The organism is Saccharopolyspora soli, assembly GCF_022678645.1.
GTDB lineage: Bacteria > Actinomycetota > Actinomycetes > Mycobacteriales > Pseudonocardiaceae > Saccharopolyspora > Saccharopolyspora soli.
This window is the reverse complement of the sequence record NZ_JALBWV010000061.1, coordinates 1-22,689: the sequence shown is the minus strand read 5'-3', so window position 1 is coordinate 22,689 and position 22,689 is coordinate 1. Positions and strand designations below refer to the sequence as shown.

Sequence of the window (22,689 nt, the reverse complement as noted above, 5' to 3'; positions counted from 1 at the left end):
CTCCCTGGCTCTCGCGGATGCGAGCACTGTTGGTCGGAAGTGATCGAGCGGATGGGAAGGAATCTGATGCACCGCTTGGAAGTCATCCCCGGTATCGAGCTGGACAAGGAGCTGTTTGGCGCGGCCAGTGAAGGTCTGGCCACGCATGCGCCTGAGCAGCCTGCCCTCACCTGGGACACGTTCGTCGACCCGGCCCGGTGGTGGCTGGTGGCTGGTCCGGATGACGATGACGCTGGCGTCCCGATCGGCTACAAGGCCGAGTTCGTCGTCACGCAGACGCTCGACCTGACCATCAAAGTCAACATCTGGTACCGCCCGGACTTGCGCAGCGCCGAGACCTCGAAGCCCCACACACATCCTTGGGAGGTCATGGAAGCCCACCCAGTCCTGGGCGGATACGAAGATCAGCACTGGCACCGTTCGGCGTCCGGCCTGCTGGTTCAGAAGGGCAGCGTGCTCAATCTGCCCGGTTCGGTAAACCGGATCTTCGCCCGCGACTACCACGAGGTCACCAGCATCGCGGACCCCGGCCGGACGGTGTCGGTGATGGTCTGCGGCCGCTGGATTCACGACGAGGAGAACAAGGGAATTTGGGGACACCTGGACCTTTCGACTGGCTGCCACGTCGCAGTGCAGCGCGATCCCGTCGAGCAGGAACGATTCCGGGCTCGGATGTACCGGATCAACCCGCAGCACGCCGCCGCGGCCTAGGCGTTCGCCGGATCGCCGAGACGTCGCGGTGCGACCGTGGTTCGGCCCGCAACGTCGCCGAAGGCTGGGAGACCGAGGTTAATCGTGGTGGCGCGCAGGGCGCGTTCGTTGAGCTGGGCGAGTTTGTCCTGGGCGGCGGCGAGGCTGACGCGCAGACCGTCGGCTTCGCCGACCCAGCCTTCGCGCTCTGCCTCGGCGACGCGGTCGACGAGGTTGTCGCGGATCTCCTCCAGTCGGCCGCGCTGGGCCGGATCAACCCGCAGGAGCGAACATCTGACACAGGCGTGCTCATGCTGGCAACCGGAACCGTAGGCGCGGCCACATTCACCGAGCGAGAGCTTGCGGCGCTGGAAATGGCCGAGGAATTCGTCCCACTCCTCGTCGGTGGGCGTGCGGTACTCGAAGCTCGGGCGGAGGCCGCGACGGCGGGCGATGAACGCGCGGTGGCCGTTGATCGCCTCTTGGGGATAGACGGCCTTGTAGCCCATTGTGGTGTTGATATCCTTGTGCCCCAACAGAAGTTGAGCGATGTGCGGTGGCATTCCATTTTGGATTGCCTCCGTCGCGAAGATACGCCGGAAGTCATGCAGCTGGTAGGTCAGCGGCTCGCCGGCGGCGTCGGTCAAGCCGATTTCGAGCAGGACTTCGTTGATGCCCTTGCGGACGGCCGCGCGGGAGACGGCACGTCGTTCGCCGCCGACCTGCCACTGGAACAGCAACGGCAGTGGTGGATTCCAGACCCGTTCCAGAGGGTCGTAGGCGGTCACCAGCGGGATTGCGCCGTTGCTGGCGCGTACGCGCTGGACGATGGCGCTGAGCACGTCGGCCAGCTCGGGGCTGACGACGAGAAGGCGCTCCTCATCGGTCTTGGACGGGGCGATCTGCAACAGCGGGATCAGCTCACCGGTGGCTGGCAGCCGGTACTGGGTGATGCTGTGGTGGCTGACCTCAAGCATCTCCTCGATCCGCACCCCGGTGTGGCGCAGGAACTCCACCGATGCCCACGCCCAGAACGCGCGGTTCTCGGCGAACTCGAAGTTGTGGCGGCGGCCGGTGTCGTCGTAGGCGCACTTGGAGCCGTCGATCGCCGTGCGGCCAGCGTGACCGGCACGGACGAAGGTCTCGCCGAGAACGGTGAAACGCTCGCCGGGAGCAGCGGCGAGAACAGCCTCCAACCTGGTCCGGGCGTCCTGAAGGCGACGGGCTGCACCCTCGGCCAGCAACGGCACGATCGGCAGGCGTTCGCGGGTCCGCTGGTCCATCCTCGCTTTCCGCTGCGCTGCGGCCTTGTGCCAGCCGGTCACCTCGGCGGCGCTGACCGGGCTCGGCGCAGCCCACGGTCCCCAGCGTGCTGGGTCCTCCAGCGCCCATTCCGCGATGTCGAGGTAGAAGCCGCGTACGCCGGTCAGCAGCGCGGTGTAGTTCTTCCGCGGGCTGGCGACATCAGCGATCGAGCCGTCGGGCTGCCTGCGCCGGGTCGTCTTGGTCCTCAGCCGCTCCTTCCAGCTCGCGGCGATCTCGGGTGGCAAGTGCAGCGAGTCGATTCCCGGATGGTGGCGTTCGAGGTCTTGCCAGAAGTTCTGCGCCAGGTTCCGCGACAGCGAGTCCACGGACTTGTAGTCGAGGACGGGCTGCCGTTCGGTCAGGTAGTCCACGAACAGGTCCCGCACCGGCCTGCACGCCAGGCCGAATCGGTCGACCAGCTGCGCGACCGACAGTTGCCCGCTGCGGGAGCCGAGCCGGTTCAGCGTCACCGGTGCGTCCGCGGGGAACGAGCCCAGGTTCCTCAGCAGGCTATAGAACAGGGTCTGCCCTGCGCTGTTGGCCAGCGTGGCGACCCGCGCGTCCCGGAACTCCAGGCAGTCGCCGACGGTGATGTCCCGGATTCCGCCGCCCTTGGCGATCAGCATCTTCGCCAGCTGGTTGAGCGCGATCACGGTCACCCGCTTGGACCACTGGATCGGATCGACGGATGCTTCGAGGGCGGCGAAGCCGGACGGGTCGCGGTAGGTGGTGATCGCCTGCGTCCAGTACGGCGAGCGGCACTCCACCAGCCACGTCATTCGCGGACGAACGGCATCCAGGCAGAACAACGCGAGAAGCCCGCACCGGAGCACGTTCGGCAACGTGACGATCGGCTTGGCCAGCTGCTGAGCAGCGGTGTCGGCCCAGCATTGTCCGAGATCGTGCGCGGGGCTGGCGTACCAGCGCTGCTGCCAGGACTCGCCGGGGAAGGTCTCCAACCACTGCAACAACAGGTCCGCGCCCCGGCGCCAGTTCACGCGCAGCTGCGTCGCGGCGTCGGCCAGCATCTCCTCGATCCGGCCAAGCACGTCAGCGCGGCCGCGCATGGAGATCGGCCAGGCATCGGGCACTGGCCGCGGCGGAAACCGATGCCGCAGCTCATCGGCCACTTGTCCGCGAAAGTCCGGGCTCGCCGGCGTCTGCTGCATGCGGGGCGCCACGGCGGGTGCGGCGGTCACGATCGGCTGCCGAACAGGACGTCCAGGGCCGCCGGGTCGTAGCCGCTGGCCGGCGGCGGAGGCACAACCGGTGCCGGGCGCGCTTGGCGCTCATGGAAGGCGACCACGTTGCTGATCATCTCGTCCTCACCGGGTGGGACGTAGAGCTGCGTGGTGCTCAGCAGCCGGTGGCCCAAGATCCACTGCACGTCGGTCAGCGGCATCTGCGGGTCACGCGCCAGCCGGTAGGCCGCGGTGTGCCGAAGGTCGTGCAACGTCCAGTTCGAGCCCAGCAGTGCGTTCACCCGCACGAACATCGCTCGGGCCGCGTGGTAGGTCAGTGGCCGCCACGGGCGGCGCAGCGTCCACCACAACGGGCAGCGCGCTCCGCGCGGCGCCCCGCTGCGCCACACCTCTTCCTGGTAGAGGCGTAGCCACACGAACGCGTCCGGGGAGGCCGGTAGCGGCTGCACCGCGCCGGTTCCTTTACGGGTCACCGCGATGAGCTGATCGCCGGGATCGGCGTCACGTTGCCGCGTGCCCAGCAGTTCCGCGGCGCGTGCTCCGGTCGACACCCAGAACGCCAGAAGGGCACGGTCGCGGTGGTACTTCAGGCTGGCGAACAGCTCGTTGAACCGGTCGTCGGGGATGCGTTTCGGCGCGCGTCGTTGCGCCTTCGGCCGGTAGCGGCCCGTCCGCTCCGGACGGAACGGGTCCATCGGGCTGTGGTGCGCGTGGGCTCGGCCGGACCGTCGTGCTCTGGCCAAGGGAAACGGGTTCACGATCGGCCCGGCGCCCGCTTCGAGCTGGAAGTCGTAGAACGACCGCAGCACCGTTTCGGCGTGGGCTGCCGTTGAGGACTTGAACTTCCTGCCCGGCGTCGCCTTGCCCGTGACCGCGTTCGCGGTGCCCGCTGAAGCTCCGTGCCGCGGCTGCCGAGGCGGCACGGTCTCGGCAGAGCCCTGGTGTCGCCAGTGCGGACGTACCGGCTTGGCGGCGAGCTGCATCCACCGCATGAAGTCGCGAGCCTCGGTCCGCGTCGCCTTGTCCCAGGCGACCTCGACCGAGGCGAGAAACCGCCACCAGCGCAGCAGGTCATTCCCATAGGACCGCAAGGTCGTCGGCCGGCACCCTGACGCTTGCAGCTCCGCGAAGTACGCCGCCACCGCGGCCACTGCCTGGCCATCGTCGTCGAGCAGTCGGTAAGGCTCGCCGGCGTCGCCCGTGGCCAGCAGCCGCCCGGCCTGCGGCACCACCAGGCGCACGACGTCTCGCGGCGCATCCGGGTCGTTGATCACCGGCGCACGCTAACAAGCGATCGACGAAATACCCCTCTGAACTGGTCAAACTCGCTAGGTAGTTCAGTCAACACGCCAGGGATGTGAGTGCGGCCGGGATTCCTCGCCGCCGCGCAGGTCCGGCAAATACCAGTTGTTCAGCTTGATCGTCCGGTCGCGGTCGTTGCGCAGGACCAGCTCGGCCTTGTAGCCCACGCAGTCGTCGTCCGGGATGATCCACCATCCGGTCGGGGCGACGAACGTCTCCTTGGTCAGCGGGGCGACGTCGGGCGCGTATTCCAGGATGCCCGCGGCGGCCACCTCGTACATCGCCTCATCGAGCACAAGACCGGGGGCGACTTCCACAGTGAACATGTTTTTCCCTTCCGTACCAACGGTTTTAGAGTGCTTGGCGTCGGCTTCCACGATGGCAGCGGCGAGCTGGATCAGGAACGGGTTTACCGTTTCCCGTTCGGGTGCGAAACCTCGGAAGCACCGGGGTTCGCGGCCGGTCGGATCTCGGCCTCGGCGGCGAGGTAGTTGACCAGCCAGGTCGTTGGCACCGGGCTCCTTCATCGCGTTCTCCTTCAGGTTCACGTGCGAAGCGACACGGACGTTCGCGGCGAAGGTCAGGGTCTGAGTCTCGCGTCAGACGAAAACTGGCGTGTGGCGCTGCTTGTCGCCGCTCTTCCGGATCATGTAGCGTGTCACCTGATCGATCTTGGCCGAGATGTTCTCGCCCGTAACGGGCATAGCCGCATACCGGCCCTTTGAAGGAGCCCCGTTCGTCTCGTACGAACGGGGCTCCTTCGCATATGCCACAGCCGTGTCAGGCGGTTACCAGGCCGTCGCGGATCTCCGCGCGGAGACTTGCCGATATTCCCTCCAGTCGGGTGTGTGCTCGAAGCCGCCGTACTCGGGAGCGGCCGAGAACAGGGTTGGTTCAAGGCGTGGTGGGTATGTTCGCCCAGATCTGGGCTGCCGCGCTGCGAATCGCGGGCGCATCATGCTCGGACCAACCAGCGAAACGTTCCGAGAGGTCGTTAACTAGCTCGGCGCGGGGCGTGGTGTGTGCCAGGGCCCAGAGCAATCCTCGAACGGCATCCACGTGGTCCGGTTCGACGTTCCGGTAGGAGTTGAGGTGCCGCACAAGCCGCCACAGCCTGGCATCAACGGCGCCGCGGAGCATGACCTCGCAGGGACGCTTGGGGGCGCTGAGAGCCTTACGCCACGCGGTGATTGCTGGGATGCCTACCAGTGGTAGCACGACACCGATCATCACAGGAATCTTCATACTGGTCTCAGGCACCGCCGCCGCCACCCAGATCAGCAGGGCGCACGCGAGGGTGATTCCGCCCGCGAGCCAGATCCACCAGCGCCGGTCGCCGCGCCAGTTCACCCATTCATTCAGCGCGGCGACCCGCTCGCGTGATTCGTCTACCGGTATTCGCGGATCGACCACGGCCAGCGTCCAGCCCTCGTCTTCCTGAAACACGGCGCCCCATGAACTGAACGTGGGGCGGGCTGCCTCCCACGGAGGCATTGACGCCGCCGGCATGTTGTTGGCGCTCATGGTCCTTCCCTCGCGGAGCAGGCTCAATTCCGGCTCATTGTGCCTGCTCCAGCACTCGGGCTATTCGTCAGACGATGACGCAACGACAAGTCTCAACTGGAGCCCAGTGGTAACGACGGGCTTCGGTGTCGGTCAGCTTGGGGTGCCGTGGAGACGAGGTCGGCGGCGCAGCTCATGAGCCAGCGCTGCGTAGGAGTTGACTAGGTTTCAGGCGAATTCCGAGGTACAGCGGACTGGGGCGCTGATCAGCAGCTCAGTCCGAGCCCTCGCCGTCGGGGTCGGTTTCCGGCCATTTCGGCGGTTCCTCGACGTCTTTCATTTCTGCGGCCAGCTGGGTGTAGATCGGCGTGGAGTCGTTCACGAGGGGGTGGGGTTCCTTTCCGCGAAAACGGCGGCGCCGGGCAGGTGCTCCCTGCCCGGCGCCGCGTGAAGTAGCTGGTCAGTTGTTCGTGGTAGACGTGAGCGGCGGTAGATCCGCGTCTCGGCGTCGTTGATGCTGTCGAGGTTGATCCACGGCCTCTTGGTGGTCGTGGTGCTGTGATGGGTGGTCACGGAATGTCCATCCGGTGTCGGGCGGCGACGTGGTTGAGCCACTGGTCGAAGGCGCGGGACATCGAGACGGGTTTCCGGGTCCGGTGGAGGTGCCACTCCCGGATCTGGGTCTTGGTCAGTGCCTCGGTGACCGGGCGCCACCCCAGGGCACCGTGGCCGCGTTCGAGGACCGCGAAGACGTCCTCCGAGAAGTTGGGGGCGCTGCTGCGCAGCATGGCCCGGTCACCTCGGATCGCGCTGCAGCGGCCGGGTTCGGCTGGGTCGAGTTCGATGTTGAGGTCGATGGCGACGACGCTGAGAACGATGTCGCCCATGAACGTCATGTCCTCGTGCCACGCCCAGACGGCGAGCACGGTCGTGCCGTCGCCGGCTACGTGCTGGCGCCCGACGTGGTCGCGGAGGCGGCTGCATCGGAGCCCATCGGTGGTGCGCGCGGTGCAGAGGCGGTGGGGGTGAGTTCGCGGGATGGGTTGTGGGTCGCCGACAACGAGGAGGTCAGCGGGGGCGATGTTCACGTGGAGCTCTCCAGATTGCGGCGGATGCGGGGTGAACAGAACGGTGAGGGACCGCCGCACCTTCGGGTGCGGCGGTCCCTCACCGTTCTGTTGCTGGATAGCAGCCGGTTTCGGGCTGGCGATCCTGAGCGTTGCGGGCTAACTTCCGGGGCTGGGCTGCGGCTTCTGCTCAGCCGGGTCCGAACTGCTTTGGACGGCCATCTTCTCCCGCCAGAATTCAGCTCGGATCGTGTCCACAATGCGTGCTTGGCCAGCGACGATATGGTCCTCGGGGCCGTATTTTTCGCGGTCTGGTGGGAGTTTCTGCCTGAGCGCGTCGCTTACGGCGTCCATCCGGTTGCACACCCACTGCAGGGTGGGCACGTGGAACTGGTGATCGTCGGCATGGTGAGGCACGGCTTCCCCTTCGGAACTGGCTCCCCGGCCATGTGGCTAGGGAGCCAGTGTGCCTTCCTCACTCGTCAGTTTCGGACTCTGGCTTCTTTCTGGCCTTGTCGTCCGAGACCTGCTGCGTCCACCTGGCTTCGTTCTCGCGAACTTCGGCTATCTGTTGCGTGCTGTCGGAGCTGCGCTCCCGGTCGACGTCGGCCCAGGTTTGTTCCTTGAACCAGTTGTTGACCATCAGCTGATCACCGCCGCGGGCTTGTCGAGCTCAGCGGTCTTTTCGTCCTCGGAGCGGGTGTCCCCGTCCCGCTCGGGGCCGGGAAATGCGCGTATCATTAGGGACGGCTCCTTTCGAGTCAGTCCCGGTCAGCGAGGTCGCCAACGTCCTGACCGGGACTTTCTTGTGCGGGCCCGTCGGTTTGACGGACCTCGACCAGGCGCAGGCGGGTGCCCCTTGGCGTCACTGGGAGCGCCGGTGCACGGCCGGTGAGGACGTCCCAGTGCTTGTGGAAGAGGCAGGAGAAGGCCGCCCGCCGCTGCGAGCTGGCCCACTGCGACGTCAGCTAGTCGTCGTGAATGAGGGGGGCGCAGGCCGTCCTGAGACAGCTGGGTGGTCACCTCGGCTCCGGTGAACACGGGGATGACGGTGGCTGCTGCTGAGTAGGCGACCAGGATGTTCTCGATCACGGAGTTCTCCGAGCATGAGAAAGGGCGCCTTCTCCTGGGAGAAGGCGCCCTTGGCAGGTGGAGTGGAGGAAGGTCGGGGTGGGCGGACGGGGTTGGCGGCTACTCGCCGGTGCGCGGTCGTTCAGCGCGGTGCTTCTGTCACAACGGCGCGAGGGCGTGTACGCGGCGACGTGCCGCGACACTGCGCACCTCGATGTTGCGGACGGCGATCAGAAGGACGAGATCAGTGAGCAGCTCGTCGCTGCGGATGAACCTCGTGCCGTCGTCGAACTGGCCGAGAACGGTCTGTCCGCCGTCGCGGACCTCGATGATCGTGCCGTAGCGGGTGTTCGCCCGTCGGCGAAGACGAATTCGGTCTCCAACCTTGAACATCATCGTGCGGTCCTCTTCATCCAGGGAGACAGGGTCAGAGCAAGCCGAGGGCGGCTCGGTCAACGAAGTCGTCCCAGTTCCACCCGTCGTCGTGTCGTCGACTGGCTCCCATCGGATCCGGTTGATCAGGGCAGAGGGGAGCTGGCGAACGGGGGCGTCCCTTCGGTTGTTCGGGTTTGATGGGATCTTCTTCGTCTTCGGTGGTGCGGAACACATCGTCCCAGCACCGCGCGTGCGTGCTGGTTGAACGCCCGCGCCTGGTGGACTCTGTGCTGCCACAGGTCACGTTGCGTCTGTGGTGGCGGGGTTAGTGGTTGTCCAGGCAGATCCAGCCGACGCGCGTGAGGAGGTAGGTCACTGCGTTGAGAGTCACCACATCCCCAGGGGCGAGAGGCCGCAGGCTCTGGTTCCGGAAGTCGCGGCCGCGGGGTGTGGTGCCGTGCTCCAATTCGACGATCAGATCGTTGAGGATGTCGATGTCGCTGAGGTCGGGCGAGGCGAGCAGTTCGTCATGGAAAACCGGGTGGTCGGTGTCGCCCGGGTGGAAGATCTCGACCGGTACGATCGTGCTGAGTTTCCTTGCACGGCGGGCGCGGCGATGGGCGCGCACCTGGTTGATCAAGGCGATGAACCGGCGATACATGCCGCTCCTCCTGGTGGTGGTCTTAGGGACGTGCCCGTGGGCGCTCGAAACCGGTTGCGCCGACCGGGTTGGTGGCGCAGTACGCGGAGCCGGTGGTGGTGTGCTCCCACACGACCCTGCTGAGGCCGACCCTGCGGGTGGTGTCACGGACGGCCGCGATGGGTGCGGTGCAGGTTCGGCAGTGCAGCTGCACAGGGACCTGGTCGTCGGTGCGGCAGCCGGGGCAGCGGATCGCGGGATCGGGACTCCAGGTGCGCGCGAGCAGCGGCCGGTCGGTGCCGCACCGCAGACATCGACCTCGGATCCGGTAGAGCGTGGCGAGGGCGAGCGCTTCGGTCTTGGTGGCTGCGGCGAAATGGACCGCCGCGCTGCCGCCCGGGTCGCCGCCGGGGAGCAGGACCGTGTACGGGAGGGGGTCGAGGTAGCGGTCGATCCTGCTGTCGTGGCGGTCGGCGAATCGGCCGTCACTGAGGTCGTAGCGGGTGGTTCGGTGTCCCATCGGGTAGCCGGTGCCGAGGGTGGCGATCGTGTCACGCCGCAGGCGTGCGGCCAGCGGCGCGATCTCGGAGGGATCCTGGGGCGGGAGGCGGATCGTGCCGCGTCCGACGACGACGTCGATGCCGTCGTCGGTGTGCTCCCAGGAGTGGATGAGCTTGTCCCGGCGCAGCCACGTCAGGATGTGATCCGGGTCAGGCATCGTCGGTGAGGTAGGGGTCGGCCACGAGCGCGGTGGCGTTGTCGTGGCTGCCGCATTCCCTGGCGTGCGCGACGAGCCGGGCGGCGCAGTCGTGTGGATCCGGGAATGCGTCGGCGATGCCGCGGATCTCGGAGGCAGACAGGGTCTTGTGCACGCCGTCGGTGGTCAGGATCAACCGGCCGATCGGCGCGCAGACGCGGCCCTCACCGATCGCCTTGTCCTCCACGGTGGACAAGGCGCGGGTGAGGCAGTGATCGAACCGAGGTGCGGCGTCGATGCCCCGGTCACGGAGCTGCTGGCCGAGGGTGTGATCACGGGTGATCTGTGTGAGGCCGGTGTCGTCGTGGTGCCAAGCGCGGGAATCACCGACCCACGCGATGCGGTAGATGCAGTCGCGGGTGGAGGCGACGACGACTACGAGGGTGGCGTCTCCGGCCTGGCCGGCGGGGGCGAGCGCGTGGTCCTCCACGACCGGCGCTGCCGCGTCGATGAGCGCGACGGCGGCGCTGTCGTGGTCGTGGTCGACCGCGGTGGAGACCGCCTTGGCGGCGGTGTCGGCGGCGTCGCGGGTGTCGCCGATGCCGTCGGAGATCGCGAAAGACACCGCGCCCACGGTGTTGGGCGTGGTGTTGCAGCCGACGCTGTCGGCCTGGATGGCGCGCGGACCTCGGTCGGAAGCGGTCCCGACACGGAACCGCACGGTGTTGGTCGACACGATCGGTCTCTCTTTCTGTTGTGGACGCGAGAAAAGGGAGCACCCCGCTCTCGATGGGGCATGTACGGGAACGGGGTGCTGGTTTCCACCACGCAGGACGTGGGGCTTGCTGCCGCGCGACTACCGTCAGCGGACGGGGCTGCCCCCGACGTGGGGTGGGGTCCAGGGACGGGATCCTTGGCGGCGGCACGGTCGGTCGGTGAGTGGATCGCGAACTTCGCGGTGAGATCACTGGCCAGGGCCTGGGGTTGCTCAGGTCCTGGTGGCACCGGGGCTGTGGCAAGGACTGCCAGCCAGGAAACGAGCGTGCATGTCCTTGATGACCTCGGCGCCGACGGCACGCTCGCCGCGGGCGGCGTCACGGGCGATGCAGGTCTGCAGTGGCACAGAGGTGAAGTTGACGACCTGGAACCGGCAGCGGGCGCCGCGGGCGAGAGTGCGCAGGTAGTGGACGGCGCTGCGGGGCAGGTTGGTGTCGTCGACAATCACCGAGGTGCCCTCGGCGAGATGGAAACGGACGAGAGCGTCGCGGGAGGCGCGGATTCGCGGCTCGGTCACGTCCAGGATGAACTGTCCGTTGTCCATCATGGCGCGCAAGTCGTCGCGGTTGACGCGGACGCGGTTGTTCGGGTCGTCAGCGACCCAGCGGCGGGCGTAGGTGGTCTTGCCCGAGCCGGGCAGACCGCGCGTGATCACGAGCGTCGTCATAGTTGCTCCACAGTGGACTTCGGGGAACGGGGTCGACATGCGAAAAGGCCCCTCCGCCCGACGAAGGCGGAGGGGCGGGGAACAGCTCGGCCGCTAGCTGGTGCGGTCCGTGGACCAGGTCATGGCCTGGACCCAGCGTTGGTGGGCGTCTTCGAGAACGCGCAGTGCCTGCTGAGTGGCGGTGAAGCGTTCACTTGGGCCACGCACGGCTGTTCTCGGCCACGTGGGCAAGAAGGACCATCGCGGCCTGGAGTTGACGTTGGATGCCGGCTTCAAGCACGCGCAGCGCGGCAGGTCCGGGGAAGACAGGCGTCTGCGGAGCCCGGACATCGAGTTCGGAAAGCTCTCGGCGTCCCCGGTGTGGTGGCGTAGACGCGTGGGCGTTGAAGAACTCGTTGGACCTGGTCCTCGACTCGACAGCCGATTTCAACAACTACGCACGCGGGTGTGTAAACGTCACGCACCCTCGTGCGTAGGACTTTGCTGCCGTAATCGACAGCGGTTCCCGCTGTGTTGGCGGGACGTCCGTCAGGATGGGAGCGGAATTCATCGTCCCGGTCCTGCACGCGGTCGACTGTGGTGGTGGGGCGTCGACGACGCGCGCCGGGATCCGGGGTGGCGCGCGTCGTCGACGGTGTGGGCATACGACACCTGCGGCAAGGCGCACACCGAGTTCGGGGCCTACGGGTGCGCCCAGGTTGTTCGTCGCCCGAGCACGGTGGAGGGGGAGAACCTGTAAAGGTGGGTCGGGAACCCTGGTCTGCCGATCGCCTGCTCGGAGGGGTGCCAGACGCTGCACGAGGCCCGGCATGGCACAGCCCAAGGCGAACGGGCAGACCAGGAACCCCAACCCGTGCGGTGCGTACGAAAAAGCGGGCCAGACCCGAAGGTCTGACCCGCGTCGTCCTCGAAATTACTGCTGCTCGTACTCGTCCGGGTGCGACAGGTGTTCCCACTGGCCGGAGTGGAACTCGTGGAACCGCCGCTCGATATAGTCCTCCGCCGCGTCCGCCTCGGCTCTCAGTTGCGCCTCCTCGTCGGCGGGCAGGTCCCAGTAGCTCGTCATTGTTGATCACCTTCCTGTTCGCTCGTACTGCCGGGTTCGCTCGTCGGTCATCGTCGGAATCGGACCTGTTGACCAGTCCTCGCCGTTGTCACGCCGCCTCTGCCAGTGCTGGCGCCACTGCTGCGGATCGATTGGCGGCCGGCCGGTGGCCACGTACAGCGCCCGGACCAGCAGCACCACGGACAAGGCGATCGCCGTCGCCAGTAGCGCGGGCCCGCCGATCAGCAGCGCGGTCGAGATCAGCAGACCGCTGGTCACCATCGACCACACCACGACTCCAGGACTGATCCGGGAACGAACCCAGACCACCACGGGGTAGCCGGAGAGTGCGTGCGAGGCACGCCGGAAGGGTTGGTCAGTGCATACGGCGGGCGAGCCGCTCCGGGTTGAGGATGAGCACGCTCTTGCCTTCGAGCCGGAGCCAGCCGCGGTGCGCGAAGTCCGCCAATGTCTTGTTCACGGTCTCCCGCGAGGCGCCGACGTACTGCGCGATCTCCTCCTGCGTCAGGTCGTGCGTGACCCGCAGCAGACCGGCTTCCTGGCTGCCGAAACGCTGCGCGAAGTGCAACAGTGCCCTGGCGACGCGGCCGGGCACGTCGGTCAAGATCAGGTCGGCGAGCATGCCGTTGGCCCGGCGCAGCCTGCGCGCGACGACGCGGAGCAGCTGCTCGGCGATCTCCGGACGGGTCGCGATCCACTGCCGCAGCGCGGAGCGGTCCATGCTCAGCGCCCGCACTGTGGTGACCGTCGTGGCGGTCGAGGCACGCGGGCCGGGGTCGAAGAGGGACAGTTCACCGAACATGTCCGAGGGGCCCATGATGGCCAGCAGGTTCTGCCTGCCGTCCGGGGATGTGCGTCCGAGCTTCACCTTGCCGGACTGGATGATGTAGAGCCGATCGCCCGGCTCGCCCTCGGCGAAGATGACGTGTCCTCGCGGGAACTCGACCGGTTCCAGTGACTGCGCCATGGCCTCCGCTGCGGCCGGTCCGAGTCCTTCGAAGAGTCCGGCCCGAGTCAGGGCGGCGTCGAGGGTGGGCGTGGACATCTGTGCGTACCTCCCGGGGTAGCGGGTTGTCAGGAACGTCGCGCGAGTGCCGCGGCGTTGGGCGGCCTGCAAGCGGGCAGGCCAGAAGGGGACGACTTCGATGCGTGACGGGCAGGACGCGGCGCCGTCAGGCAGCGGCGTCTGGCAGGGCAGCACCCAAAACGAGACAATGTTGTTGGGAGCGCGCCAGTTCGCCGGGACAGCGGGGCGAGATGGCCCCGGATCCAACACCAAGCCGCCGACTGAGATGCGCCCGAAGGGACCAGGGCTGAAGTAGTCGGGCTCGTCCGGCTTGTCAGGAAACCGAGAATGGGCAGACTTGCCATCGTTGCCGCGGACGAGTGGATTCGTGATGTGAGTGACCAAGCGGAATCGGCGATGTTCGATGCGATCGTCGCGGAACGTTGGTCGCTCGCTCGGTGTTCGTCCTGATCAGTGGACTGCCGCTGTGTCAGGCGGGAAGAACGAAGGTGTTTACCAGGTTCGGTGGCAGCGGCAGTATTTCGGTCGGGTCGACCTGTGATTCTGCGGTCGGGTTGATCAGAATCCCGACGTCCGAGGGCAGCGCGCGCACCTCGCGTACCAGAGCGGCGCCGATGATCGTGGTGACCGTTTCGGCCCAGGGCGGTTGGACCGCGGTCACGTAGTCAGTGATCAGGTCGTGGCTGGTGAACGCGCATGCCCAGAAGCCGTAGCGATCGGTCTCGGCGAGGGCCAAGGCGCCGTTGTCATTGCGCGGGATATAGACAGCTTGGGTGAAGAACGCCGCAAGGACACGGTCGATCTGGTCGACACCGGATTCGGTGGAGTGCCACAGTCGGGCGATCTCCTGCCGGACCGGGTCGGTGCCGTGCTGGGAAGCCCCCAGGGCGTCGGTGTTCATTCTTAATCCCGCTTCGCTGTCGTGGTTGCTTGGGCTGCCGTCCGGCCCTTGACACGCCTTTCTCGGTTGTGCTGATCGTCTCTGACGAGACAAGAGGCCCAGTGGGAGGAGTGGATGACGTACTCGTCCGCGCCCGTCCTGACTGCCCACAGTTCCATACCGTCGTAGAGGTCAATCGTGTGGACGCCCGCACAGCTAGCCACGGGGCTGGTGATCTCGTGCCACTGCGCATCGGTGATCATGGTCAGTCCTCGTCGTCAGCCAGGAACGCCGCTTTCCAGCACTCGGGGTGAGTGCCGGTCATGAGCAGTTCTCGCTGTTGCGGTGCCATGTCAGGAAAGGCGTCCTGCACCAATGCGCCGGACTGCCAACGGATGAAGCCGTCGACGTCAACATCGACAGTCGACGAGTTCTGGCAGACGAAACAGGGCCGGGTGGGCACGGGAACGGTCATCGTGGTTCTCCCATGTAGACGTGGTGGAGTGCGGCGGGTGCGGACAGTCGGAGAAGGGCGAGCGGGGTCGTGCTGATTCGCCGCCGCTGGGAACTCGGAGGGTCCTCGACCCAGTCCTCGACGCTCTGGGGGCGGCCGTAGGCGTCATGGACCTACGGGCCAATACCGTGCTCAGCGAGTACGCCCAGGAGTTCGCTTTCCGGGATAAACACCGCTTAGCTCGTGTACGCCGCGGCCGCGTCAGCGAGGTCGAGCTTGGCCCGCATCGTCTGGAAACACGTGGTGATCCAACGCTCGAAGGAGCCGGAGTCGAGGCGGATGTCGGTACGACCTTCGGCGCCGAGGTACGCGCCATCGGCGTAGCGATAGAACGTCACCGTTCCGGTAGTGCCGTCGACGCCCAGCTCGATCAGCGCGCCGAGGGGGCCGCGGACTTCGCCGCGGTAGTAGGTTCCGCGGTCGGGATCGAACCCGTCGAGCTGCATGGCGTGCAGCACAGCTGAGTCCGCGAAGGGCGTGGTGGTCATGAGGCTGCTCCCATTGCGTTCGAGTTGAAGAGCAGCGCGAGGCGCTGCTAAAGCTCGTCGGTCAGGTCAGTGGAGGAGGCGCGGCCGGGAGCGCCGACGTCGGTGAACACGGCCGCGTTGTGGCGGGCGATCTTGATCCTGTGCTCGGGGTCGTCGAGCGTCGAGCGTTACTCGATCTTTATGTCTACAGTGGACGAATTTGGACGACAGCAAGGCCCGGCCACGTGTATTCGTGGCCGGGTCTTGCTGACTGACTGCGCGTCAGTGCCCGGCGAGTGCCGTGGGGTGGGCTTGCACGCGTTGGATGGCCGCGTGCTGGTTGAGCCACTGATCCAGCTCAGGCGCGGGCTTGTTCAGCGGCGCCGGTTTGCCGCGGGCCGCCCAATACAGCACGTGCTCGGCGATCAGAGGCGCGGTGGCCTGGCGCCATGCCCGCTGGGAAGCAGGAACCTGGTGGTCACGGTGATAGACGGTGAAGGTCGCAGCCGTCCCGGGTCGCTGGGTGCGGACGAGCGCGCGGTCGCCGCGGCGCTGCGGCGTCGACGCGTGGAGCGCAACGTCGAGTTCCAGCACAGCGACCGTGAGCACGCGAGCGGGCGTGAGGCGGAGCTGACGCCAGCCCCAGGTAGCGTGCACGCGCCCGTTGTCTCCGGCCAGGTGCAGGCGGCCGGTGTGCCCGGCTTGCCGGGTGCAGCGCACAGCGTTCGGGCCGAGCGCGCCGCACTGCGGCACGCCCAGCCTGGGCAGCTGGACGGTCGGGTCAGCGTCGCCAGCGACCACGGTGTCGGCGCGGGTGATGTTCACAGAGTGTCCTCGCAAGACGAGTCGGTACGGGGTTGGTTGGGTTACTGGGCGGTGAGGGCGAGCTCGGGCTGGTGGGCCTCCTGGCGGGCGGGCTGGAGGTCGGCGAGCACGACTTCGGTGCGGGGTGCGGGGTAGTGCCACCCGTCGTCGTGGGTGTGGGTGTCGATGCCGCAGTTCGGTTTGAGGACGAGTCCGGTCTCGCGGACGAACCGCTCGTACTCATCGCTGCGTTTCTCGACGTAGTTCTGGCGGCCGCTGTAGGCGAACGGCGCGGAGTCCTGGGGGATGAGGAACACGGCGCGCTGTGCGAGTTCGGCGGCGGCGTCGAGGACGTGATATTCGGCTCGTTTGCCGGTGTAGCGGGGGCCGGTGCCGTTGATGTCGGCGCGTCCGTAGGGCGGGTTGCTGATCGCGACGTCGACGCGGTCGATGATCCCGTAGCTGGTGGGGTCGGTGATGACGGTGAAGGCGTTGGCGCAGATCCAGTGCGCGTCGGGCAGGATTTTCCGGCCGACTCGGACGTACTCTTCTTCGCGCTCGACGCAGATCACGCGGCGCGGGTCCTGGTTGTTCCAGAGCCGTCCGGCGAGGTCTCGGCATTCCCAGGTGAGGTGGCCGATACCGGCGCAGAGGTCGATGACGGTGTTGGTGGAGTCGCCGAGTCCGATCGAGAGGTCGCGGGCGAGGCTGAGCGGGGTGAACCAGGCGCCGGTGGTGCGGTGCCGGTTGGTGGCGGCGGCGTTCCAGTGCTTGAGGATGAACAGCTTCTCGTCGCTGTGCAGGTCGCGGGCGAGGCGGGTGAGCTGATCGGCCTGGTGGTGCAGCTGCTCGTCGCGTCGGGTCATCGCCATCGGGTGGGTCCTTTCTGCGGTGCGGTGGGCGCGAACGCACACAGCGGCGCCCGGCACGAGGTGTGCTGGGCGCCGCTGTGTGGTTGCGGGGAGCGGGAATCAGTCGGTCACGGCGCGCCGACGAGTTCGGATGCGCTGACGTCGTGGCGGTCGCTCGGCGAGAGCACGAGATCTGCCGCAGAACGGTCGTCGCTGTTGCTGGGGACGAAGTCCTCGTCAGCGAGGGCGGCGTAGAGCTCCGCCGCGTCGGCGGTCACGCCGATGGCCGGATCACCCACCGACGCCAGTTCGGGATCCCCGTTCTCGTCCACATCGGACTCCGAGTCCGGGTTCGGGACGTTGTCGAACTCCGCCGGCGCGTCGTCGGGGGCCGAGACCGGTACAACGTCGTCGGGCTCCGGCCCAATGTCGAGGTCGGCACCGTCGAGCGCCTCGTCGGCAGGCAGGTCGTTTGCTGCGACGTCCTCGGCGGCGTCGTTGTCCTGGTTCGGCGTGGCGTCAGTCTTGTTCGACGGGGCGGTCTTGCCGAGGGTGAGGACGGGCCATTCGTCCGCGTCGGCCGTCGGATCAAGAACCAGCTTTTCGACCGTCGAGGGCTTGTAGCCCCAGAGATCAAGCCAGCGGAAGTAGAGCTTGGCTTCCGGGCCGGGCTGCCGCCAGGTCTGCACCGACAGTTCCGTCTCCAGCGCGCCGAGCAGCAGACCGAGTGTCTGCAGCGTGGCGCGGGCCTCGCTGGTGGAGCTGGTTGGCGCGAGCGGGTGCTTATCGCCGTGCTTGCTTGGGAGATCGAGCACCGTGATCGCGCCGGAGTGGCGGCGCTCGCACGCGCGACGCAGGTCGTAGGTCGCGGTGAGCAGGGCTTCGTTGATGAACCGCTGCGCTTGCTTCGGCGGTTTCTTGCCCGCGACGAGCTTGCGCACGAACTTGCGGCGTACCTCTTCCGAGGCGCGCCAGACCTCGTTGTTCTTACGCACCCGCCGACGGGCCGCGGTGTCTTGTTCCGGAGTGGTGCTGGGCGAGGTCGATCCGCTGCTGCTGTTCACGGAGAAGGTGAACCGGTCGAGGTGACCGTGTTTGCGCCAGTCGAGGCAGACGGCTTTGATCATCACTTCGTCGTCCAACCTGGTCGTGACCAGGACACCGTGGCCTTCGCAGGACTCGTGCCCCTCGGTGGTCAGACCAATGGGGTCGGTCTTCGAGGCCAGCAGTTCCCGAACCGGGCGTGCGGTGTCGGGCAGTTCGGTGTAGACCGTGTACCCCTGTTCGCGCAGCTCGTCGGCCTTGGCCTGGATGCGCTGGCGGGAGGCGATGCGCCTGCGCCACAGCGCGATCGTGTGCGGAAGTTGGTCGGGATTCTTGTCGAGGTCCTTGTTGAGTGCGTCGAGCGCGTCGGGCCACTCGGCGAACTCCTCGAACGCGACCGCCGTCTCGACATCGAGCTGCGGGGCCTTCTGGAGAGCCTGCTGGGCGTTCGTGCTCGCTGCGACTGTCAGGCTGGCCTTGACCACGTCGGGGTCGGCGCCGAGCTGATCGGCGAGGTCGTCAGCGGTGAACCCGAACAGCGCCATGTCGTTGTAGGCGTGGGCGCGCTCGGCCGTGGTGAAGCCGACCCGATGGTCGTTTTCCATCACCTGGTCTTTGCGTCGCTCGAACAGGTCCAGCTCGGCGACGTCGATAACCTTGGCTGTGACCGTGTTGAGGTCGGCGGCGCAGGATCCGGCGACTCGGCGGTGTCCGTAGCGGGCGTGGATCTCGCCGTTGGGGAGTCGGTCGACGACGACGTCCTGTTTGACGCCACCGTTCGCGATGGACTTGACAAATCCGGGATAGTTCTTGGCGATCTCGACGACTTCGCGGGCGTTCCCGTCCAGCCCGATGTGTCGAGGGTTGAGGTCGACGTAGCGGGCCCGGCCAACCTCATGCGGTTGGTCGCGCAGCTCGTCTTCGGTGATCACGCCGTCGATGACCATCATCATCGAAGTGGTGTCCTTTCGTCAGTGGCCTGCCGGAGATCCGACGGCCGGGCGGAACGGATACAAAACGGGCCCTGCCTGGTCTTTTTCACCTGGCAGGGCCCGTTTTGGTGCTGGGGTTATGCGGGAGGTGCCTGCGTGAGTTGGCGGCGCTGCAGCACGACGAGTTCGGCCCGCACCAGGGCGGTGTGGGCGTCGCCGACGGTGCTGTCGGCGATGAGGTCGCCAGCAGCGGCGACGCGATAGGTCCAGCCGGACTCGTCGTGGTGCACTGACAGGACGAACTCGTCGGTCGTGGTCGACACCGCGATCGGGTTCATCCGCTCGGAGGGGGCGAACCGAAGGTTCGGAGCGAGCCGGAGCCACTGCTGTGTGGGTGTGGCGGCGACGGCGTGGTCGAGGGCGGTGTGGGCGCGAACGCGGGTAGACGGTGTGTCCACCGTGGACTCCTTGTTGTATGGGGACGAGGTTGACCTGGCCCCGCACTCCCTTGCTGAAACGCGGGGACCGGGGCCGACCTGGAACGGGGGTTGAAGGACCTACGCACGGGGCGGGACGTGAGTGAGGAACCGCCGGAACTGTGCGGTGACCGCTGAGGACGGAGCGAACATGCCGGGATCGGTGCGGTCGTCGAGCGCGGCGGTGACGGCGGCCGCGAGCGGGTGGTCTGGGTCGGCCTGGTGAGCGCGGTCCACGGCACGGCGCGCGAGGACGTCGTCCAAGCGGGTATAGGCCGAGTACGCCAGAAGGGACGCCGCGTCGGCGGAGTACGGGGCGGGGACCGCTCGGGTCACCGAGAGCCAGAGCCGTTCGGCTGGGCGTGACAGCCACGTCCGCGCCGTGCTCAGGCAGACCTCGCGCACCTCGGCGTCATGAATGGCGACCGCTACCTGCAACAGTTCGTCCTCGGTCAGCGGCTTGCGGTTGGTAGTGGGGTCCGTCTGCTTGCCGATGGCCAGGATGGTGTGGCGGACGATCGTGATGTCGTGCTGCAGCCGCATCGTGGGCGAGAGCCCGGTTCGGGCCGGGTCGTGGGTGAGCGCGTGCAGTCGGCGACGACGGCGGTGCAGCAGGTCGGCCGTGCCAAGAGGGTGCAGCGGGATCGTTGCGGACCTGACGGCGACAGCGGTGGGAAGTGATTCGTCGGTGTCCAACGTGTGCCTCGTGGTGATCGAAAAAGGGCTGGGCACAGCGGCGCTGTACCCAGCCGAGGACGGGATCAGAACGGGTGCTTCGACGGGCTGCTGGTTGCTCCACGGATCCACGACCGGAGCACCCGCGCCGCCACCGAAACCGCTGCTGCGGCGGCGGCTTACCGTGTTGACCTTGGCGGTCGCAAACTCAGGAATGCCGCTTCCGCGGTCGAGGATGCCTGCCATTGGCTTCGCCACCGCCATGAACCTGGATCTGAGTGACGCGGCCGAACTCACTGAACTGCTGGAGTGGAATTACGGGCTGACCTGGACCGGTTCGCATTCCTGTGACCTGGCAGGAAGACGCGCGGCCCGGCCGCCCGCCAACCTGACGCTCAACTGTCCTGGTCGTCCCCGAAGGGGTCGAGGAGCTTGTACGCCTTCTCCGGGTCGACCAGGTAGGCGTCGAGGAACTCGGCGAGCCGGGCACGGGGCAGCCAGCCGCGCTGTTCCACCACGAACCCGGTGTCCTCCCACGAGCCCTCCAACGGGCCGGTGTAGCCAGGCGCGTGCGGGTTACGCTTCGAGCTGGACCCGTTCTCGTCGGCCCGCTGCATCCGTACCTCGGGCGGGTCGGACGGGCTGCTTCCGAACTTCTGGCCTAGGTAATCCAGCATCTCAGCGCGGTTGCCGATGGCGGTCGGGGCGTCGAACCACTCCACGTACAGGTCCCGGTCGCGGGCGGCCTTGATGATGATGTTGCCCATCAGTTGCTCTCCTCAATCCTGAACTTCAACTTCGAGCGGCCCCTGCTCCGCCTTCTCCTGCTCGTCGATGACGAAGCTGGTGCCGGTCGGCAGCAGCTCGATGCGCAGCCGGTCGGCGGGGACCTCGTGCTTCTCGACCATGACCTGCCGCAACCGCAGGCCCAGCTCCCACTGTGCGACACCCCGCGAGTTCGGCGGTTCCTCGTTGGGAACGTGAGGGTGGGTTGCCAACAGGAGGCGCCCGTGGATGAGCGACCGGCTGTCGGGACTTTCGAATGGCCGACATGTCCGTCGGGACGCTGGATCACAGGGTGGTCAGCGCGCAGACCGGCACCCCGTTCTTCTCCAGCAGGGCCCGGCCGTCGCCGGAGGTGTCCTCCACCAGGCACAGCGCGCCCAGCACGACGGCCCCGGCGTCGCGCAGCACCTCGGTGAGGTTGCGCAGGGTATAGCCGCTGGTGATCTGGTCGTCCACCAGTAGCACGCGGCGGTCGGCGACGTCGGCGTAGACGTGGACGAGTTTGTTGGGGCCGTGCGGCGCGGTGAACCTGTGCTTGTTCGGGCTCAGCAGGTCCAGTTCGAGCTTCCACGCAACCTGGTAGGGCAGGTCGGCGGCCAGTGCCACCGTGGCGGTCGGGATGATCCCACCGGTGTCCAGCCCGAGCAGCACGTGCGGGATGCGGGTGGGGTGCTCGCTGGTCCAGCGCCGCCACAGCTCGACGCCGGCGTCGCGGAGCCGGTCGGCGGACACGGCATAGCCGATGCCGTCGAGGTTGTGTACGACCCGCGCCGCGCGGGCGGTGGACGTGACGTCCAAGCGCAGGACGCGGCAGGCGTGGACCCCGCCGCCGGACTGGGTGTCGAACTCGGCGAGAGTCGTGGTGGTGGGCGGAATGAACAACGGGTCCTCCAGGGGAGAGTGCGGGAGATGGGGTCGGTGTGGCTGACGAGAGCGGCGGTCGCGGCGGCTGAGCCAGGAGCATGGGCTGGCTTTCGTCTCGTGCGCGCCCACCGACGGGGACCTGTTTGCCCGCGGCCATTGCAAGGGGTTTGACTGGAGAACTGGGCCCGGACGATGACGTCCGGACCCAGGTTGGAGAGGCGCCGGTCAGAACGGGGGCTCGTCGGCGAAACCACCGCCGGCCCCGGCAGGCGGCGGAGGGGCGGAGCCCCACGGGTCGTCGGCGGGCGCGTCGGCGCTGTTGCCGCCACCCGAGGGGCCAGAGTTGCGGCTGACCTTGTTGACTTTGGCGGTGGCGTAGCGCAGGGACGGCCCGATCTCGTCGACCTCAAGCTCGGCGACGGTGCGCTTCTCGCCTTCCTTGGTCTCGAAGGAGCGCTGGCGCAGCCGGCCCTGCACTACGACCCGCATGCCGCGGGTCAGCGTTATGTGGACCTCTGTGAGACGTGTCCTTGATGTCTATGACGAGGGGCTTGGATGAGCAATCCGTGCGATGTGGACACGCCCTCGTGATGGTGTCCACATCGCACGAGGCTCATCGCTCGTTCGTCTGGCCGGTGCACCGCAATTCGTGGACTGGCTGACTAGACACACGGCAGGCCGCAGTCTTGGCCCGCTTCCCGCTCGTAGTGGCACGTCCGGCAGATCACGTAAACGACTGGCTCCGCTGGCGTGGCGGAGCTCGTGGCGGGAGCGGTTGGAGTCTCGGTCGTCCACACCAGTACAGATGTCATGTTCTGCCTCTCTTCCTTGCCATCTGGTTCACCGCCAAGTGCGCGGTGCCGGGCGATTTCCGGTGGTCGTCGGAACGCACTCGTCCGGGCCTTTGCGGAGGTGGGGGGGGGGGGGGGGGGTGGGGGGGCCCCCCCCCCCCCCGCGGCCGCGGGGGGGGGGTCCGCCGCGCGCCCGCGCGCGCCGGGGGGGCGGCC

The 22,689-nt window shown here is 67.4% G+C and carries 26 protein-coding genes and 1 pseudogene; 1 reads left to right on the top strand and 26 read right to left on the bottom strand.

The window, feature by feature from the left end; all coding sequences use genetic code 11:
• Positions 1–66 precede the first annotated feature (66 nt).
• Positions 67–711, top strand: a complete 645-nt coding sequence (locus tag MOQ72_RS34210; protein ID WP_242189966.1) for a hypothetical protein — start codon at positions 67–69, stop codon at positions 709–711.
• Here MOQ72_RS34210 and MOQ72_RS34205 read toward each other — a convergent pair.
• From MOQ72_RS34205 to MOQ72_RS34080, 26 genes and pseudogenes are all read right to left on the bottom strand, one after another.
• Positions 708–3,164 (bottom strand): tyrosine-type recombinase/integrase, encoded by a 2,457-nt coding sequence (locus MOQ72_RS34205; protein WP_242189965.1) that lies wholly within the window; start codon positions 3,162–3,164, stop codon positions 708–710. The genes MOQ72_RS34210 and MOQ72_RS34205 overlap by 4 nt on opposite strands.
• Before the next feature lie 26 nt (positions 3,165–3,190).
• A complete protein-coding gene (locus MOQ72_RS34200; RefSeq protein ID WP_242189964.1) occupies positions 3,191–4,471 on the bottom strand; it encodes a tyrosine-type recombinase/integrase in 1,281 nt (426 codons plus the stop codon).
• 63 nt (positions 4,472–4,534) lie between these two features.
• The gene (locus MOQ72_RS34195; protein ID WP_242189963.1) at positions 4,535–5,047 is read right to left on the bottom strand and encodes a hypothetical protein; all 513 of its coding nucleotides are present in this window, start codon (positions 5,045–5,047) and stop codon (positions 4,535–4,537) included.
• 346 nt (positions 5,048–5,393) lie between these two features.
• The gene (locus tag MOQ72_RS34190; protein WP_242189962.1) at positions 5,394–6,023 is read right to left on the bottom strand and encodes a hypothetical protein; all 630 of its coding nucleotides are present in this window, start codon (positions 6,021–6,023) and stop codon (positions 5,394–5,396) included.
• A gap of 548 nt (positions 6,024–6,571) precedes the next feature.
• Complete coding sequence (locus MOQ72_RS34185) at positions 6,572–7,090, bottom strand: hypothetical protein (RefSeq protein ID WP_242189961.1); 519 nt, start codon at positions 7,088–7,090, stop codon at positions 6,572–6,574.
• A 454-nt stretch (positions 7,091–7,544) separates the two neighbouring features.
• Positions 7,545–7,712: a hypothetical protein gene (locus MOQ72_RS34180; protein ID WP_242189960.1), complete on the bottom strand. Its 168-nt coding sequence runs from the start codon at positions 7,710–7,712 to the stop codon at positions 7,545–7,547.
• A 587-nt stretch (positions 7,713–8,299) separates the two neighbouring features.
• The gene (locus tag MOQ72_RS34175) at positions 8,300–8,596 is read right to left on the bottom strand and encodes a tudor domain-containing protein (RefSeq protein WP_242189959.1); all 297 of its coding nucleotides are present in this window, start codon (positions 8,594–8,596) and stop codon (positions 8,300–8,302) included.
• 244 nt (positions 8,597–8,840) lie between these two features.
• Entirely contained in the window at positions 8,841–9,176 is a 336-nt protein-coding gene (locus MOQ72_RS34170) for a hypothetical protein (protein WP_242189958.1), read from the bottom strand.
• A gap of 22 nt (positions 9,177–9,198) precedes the next feature.
• Positions 9,199–9,873, bottom strand: a complete 675-nt coding sequence (locus MOQ72_RS34165; protein WP_242189957.1) for a hypothetical protein — start codon at positions 9,871–9,873, stop codon at positions 9,199–9,201.
• Positions 9,866–10,588, bottom strand: coding sequence for a PP2C family protein-serine/threonine phosphatase (locus MOQ72_RS34160; protein ID WP_242189956.1), 723 nt, complete (start codon positions 10,586–10,588; stop codon positions 9,866–9,868). Before MOQ72_RS34160 ends, MOQ72_RS34165 begins: the two co-directional genes overlap by 8 nt.
• A 252-nt stretch (positions 10,589–10,840) precedes the next feature.
• Positions 10,841–11,296 carry an AAA family ATPase gene (locus MOQ72_RS34155; protein WP_242189955.1) on the bottom strand — a complete coding sequence of 152 codons (456 nt, stop codon included), beginning with the start codon at positions 11,294–11,296 and terminating at the stop codon, positions 10,841–10,843.
• Positions 11,297–12,209: 913 nt separating this feature from the next.
• A complete protein-coding gene (locus MOQ72_RS34150; RefSeq protein ID WP_242189954.1) occupies positions 12,210–12,362 on the bottom strand; it encodes a hypothetical protein in 153 nt (50 codons plus the stop codon).
• A gap of 6 nt (positions 12,363–12,368) precedes the next feature.
• Positions 12,369–12,623 carry a hypothetical protein gene (locus MOQ72_RS34145; RefSeq protein WP_242189953.1) on the bottom strand — a complete coding sequence of 85 codons (255 nt, stop codon included), beginning with the start codon at positions 12,621–12,623 and terminating at the stop codon, positions 12,369–12,371.
• Positions 12,624–12,717: 94 nt separating this feature from the next.
• Positions 12,718–13,407, bottom strand: a complete 690-nt coding sequence (locus tag MOQ72_RS34140) for a Crp/Fnr family transcriptional regulator (protein WP_242189952.1) — start codon at positions 13,405–13,407, stop codon at positions 12,718–12,720.
• A 451-nt stretch (positions 13,408–13,858) separates the two neighbouring features.
• Positions 13,859–14,290 carry a hypothetical protein gene (locus MOQ72_RS34135; RefSeq protein ID WP_242189951.1) on the bottom strand — a complete coding sequence of 144 codons (432 nt, stop codon included), beginning with the start codon at positions 14,288–14,290 and terminating at the stop codon, positions 13,859–13,861.
• Positions 14,291–14,534: 244 nt separating this feature from the next.
• Positions 14,535–14,744: a hypothetical protein gene (locus MOQ72_RS34130; RefSeq protein WP_242189950.1), complete on the bottom strand. Its 210-nt coding sequence runs from the start codon at positions 14,742–14,744 to the stop codon at positions 14,535–14,537.
• Positions 14,745–14,959: 215 nt separating this feature from the next.
• On the bottom strand, positions 14,960–15,271 hold the full coding sequence (locus tag MOQ72_RS34125; RefSeq protein ID WP_242189949.1) for a hypothetical protein: 312 nt from the start codon (positions 15,269–15,271) through the stop codon (positions 14,960–14,962).
• Positions 15,272–15,532: 261 nt separating this feature from the next.
• The gene (locus MOQ72_RS34120) at positions 15,533–16,075 is read right to left on the bottom strand and encodes a hypothetical protein (RefSeq protein WP_242189948.1); all 543 of its coding nucleotides are present in this window, start codon (positions 16,073–16,075) and stop codon (positions 15,533–15,535) included.
• Positions 16,076–16,116: 41 nt separating this feature from the next.
• Positions 16,117–16,926 carry a class I SAM-dependent methyltransferase gene (locus MOQ72_RS34115; RefSeq protein WP_242189947.1) on the bottom strand — a complete coding sequence of 270 codons (810 nt, stop codon included), beginning with the start codon at positions 16,924–16,926 and terminating at the stop codon, positions 16,117–16,119.
• Positions 16,927–17,033: 107 nt separating this feature from the next.
• The gene (locus MOQ72_RS34110; RefSeq protein ID WP_242189946.1) at positions 17,034–18,902 is read right to left on the bottom strand and encodes a ParB/RepB/Spo0J family partition protein; all 1,869 of its coding nucleotides are present in this window, start codon (positions 18,900–18,902) and stop codon (positions 17,034–17,036) included.
• Between the two features lie 116 nt (positions 18,903–19,018).
• Positions 19,019–19,339: a hypothetical protein gene (locus MOQ72_RS34105; RefSeq protein WP_242189945.1), complete on the bottom strand. Its 321-nt coding sequence runs from the start codon at positions 19,337–19,339 to the stop codon at positions 19,019–19,021.
• Between the two features lie 99 nt (positions 19,340–19,438).
• Positions 19,439–20,290 (bottom strand): DUF4192 domain-containing protein, encoded by an 852-nt coding sequence (locus MOQ72_RS34100; RefSeq protein ID WP_242189944.1) that lies wholly within the window; start codon positions 20,288–20,290, stop codon positions 19,439–19,441.
• A 137-nt stretch (positions 20,291–20,427) separates the two neighbouring features.
• Entirely contained in the window at positions 20,428–20,799 is a 372-nt protein-coding gene (locus MOQ72_RS34095) for a hypothetical protein (RefSeq protein WP_242189943.1), read from the bottom strand.
• Between the two features lie 12 nt (positions 20,800–20,811).
• Positions 20,812–21,030 carry a hypothetical protein gene (locus MOQ72_RS34090; RefSeq protein WP_242189942.1) on the bottom strand — a complete coding sequence of 73 codons (219 nt, stop codon included), beginning with the start codon at positions 21,028–21,030 and terminating at the stop codon, positions 20,812–20,814.
• 73 nt (positions 21,031–21,103) lie between these two features.
• Positions 21,104–21,700, bottom strand: a complete 597-nt coding sequence (locus tag MOQ72_RS34085; RefSeq protein ID WP_242189941.1) for a phosphoribosyltransferase — start codon at positions 21,698–21,700, stop codon at positions 21,104–21,106.
• 207 nt (positions 21,701–21,907) lie between these two features.
• Positions 21,908–22,186: pseudogene (locus MOQ72_RS34080) on the bottom strand (single-stranded DNA-binding protein); the annotation flags it as partial.
• Positions 22,187–22,689 lie beyond the last annotated feature (503 nt).

What these genes read in the sequence shown, in the direction of transcription:
- MOQ72_RS34205 (WP_242189965.1), bottom strand. Translation starts at nt 3,164, where the DNA reads ATGCAGCAGACGCCGGCGAGCCCGGACTTTCGCGGACAAGTGGCCGAT.
- MOQ72_RS34165 (WP_242189957.1), bottom strand. Translation starts at nt 9,873, where the DNA reads ATGCCTGACCCGGATCACATCCTGACGTGGCTGCGCCGGGACAAGCTC.
- MOQ72_RS34170 (WP_242189958.1), bottom strand. Translation starts at nt 9,176, where the DNA reads ATGTATCGCCGGTTCATCGCCTTGATCAACCAGGTGCGCGCCCATCGC.
- MOQ72_RS34125 (WP_242189949.1), bottom strand. Translation starts at nt 15,271, where the DNA reads ATGACCACCACGCCCTTCGCGGACTCAGCTGTGCTGCACGCCATGCAG.
- MOQ72_RS34130 (WP_242189950.1), bottom strand. Translation starts at nt 14,744, where the DNA reads ATGACCGTTCCCGTGCCCACCCGGCCCTGTTTCGTCTGCCAGAACTCG.
- MOQ72_RS34115 (WP_242189947.1), bottom strand. Translation starts at nt 16,926, where the DNA reads ATGGCGATGACCCGACGCGACGAGCAGCTGCACCACCAGGCCGATCAG.
- MOQ72_RS34145 (WP_242189953.1), bottom strand. Translation starts at nt 12,623, where the DNA reads ATGGTGACCAGCGGTCTGCTGATCTCGACCGCGCTGCTGATCGGCGGG.
- MOQ72_RS34155 (WP_242189955.1), bottom strand. Translation starts at nt 11,296, where the DNA reads ATGACGACGCTCGTGATCACGCGCGGTCTGCCCGGCTCGGGCAAGACC.
- MOQ72_RS34190 (WP_242189962.1), bottom strand. Translation starts at nt 6,023, where the DNA reads ATGAGCGCCAACAACATGCCGGCGGCGTCAATGCCTCCGTGGGAGGCA.
- MOQ72_RS34095 (WP_242189943.1), bottom strand. Translation starts at nt 20,799, where the DNA reads ATGGGCAACATCATCATCAAGGCCGCCCGCGACCGGGACCTGTACGTG.
- MOQ72_RS34135 (WP_242189951.1), bottom strand. Translation starts at nt 14,290, where the DNA reads ATGAACACCGACGCCCTGGGGGCTTCCCAGCACGGCACCGACCCGGTC.
- MOQ72_RS34150 (WP_242189954.1), bottom strand. Translation starts at nt 12,362, where the DNA reads ATGACGAGCTACTGGGACCTGCCCGCCGACGAGGAGGCGCAACTGAGA.
- MOQ72_RS34140 (WP_242189952.1), bottom strand. Translation starts at nt 13,407, where the DNA reads ATGTCCACGCCCACCCTCGACGCCGCCCTGACTCGGGCCGGACTCTTC.
- MOQ72_RS34110 (WP_242189946.1), bottom strand. Translation starts at nt 18,902, where the DNA reads ATGATGATGGTCATCGACGGCGTGATCACCGAAGACGAGCTGCGCGAC.
- MOQ72_RS34180 (WP_242189960.1), bottom strand. Translation starts at nt 7,712, where the DNA reads ATGGTCAACAACTGGTTCAAGGAACAAACCTGGGCCGACGTCGACCGG.
- MOQ72_RS34210 (WP_242189966.1), top strand. Translation starts at nt 67, where the DNA reads ATGCACCGCTTGGAAGTCATCCCCGGTATCGAGCTGGACAAGGAGCTG.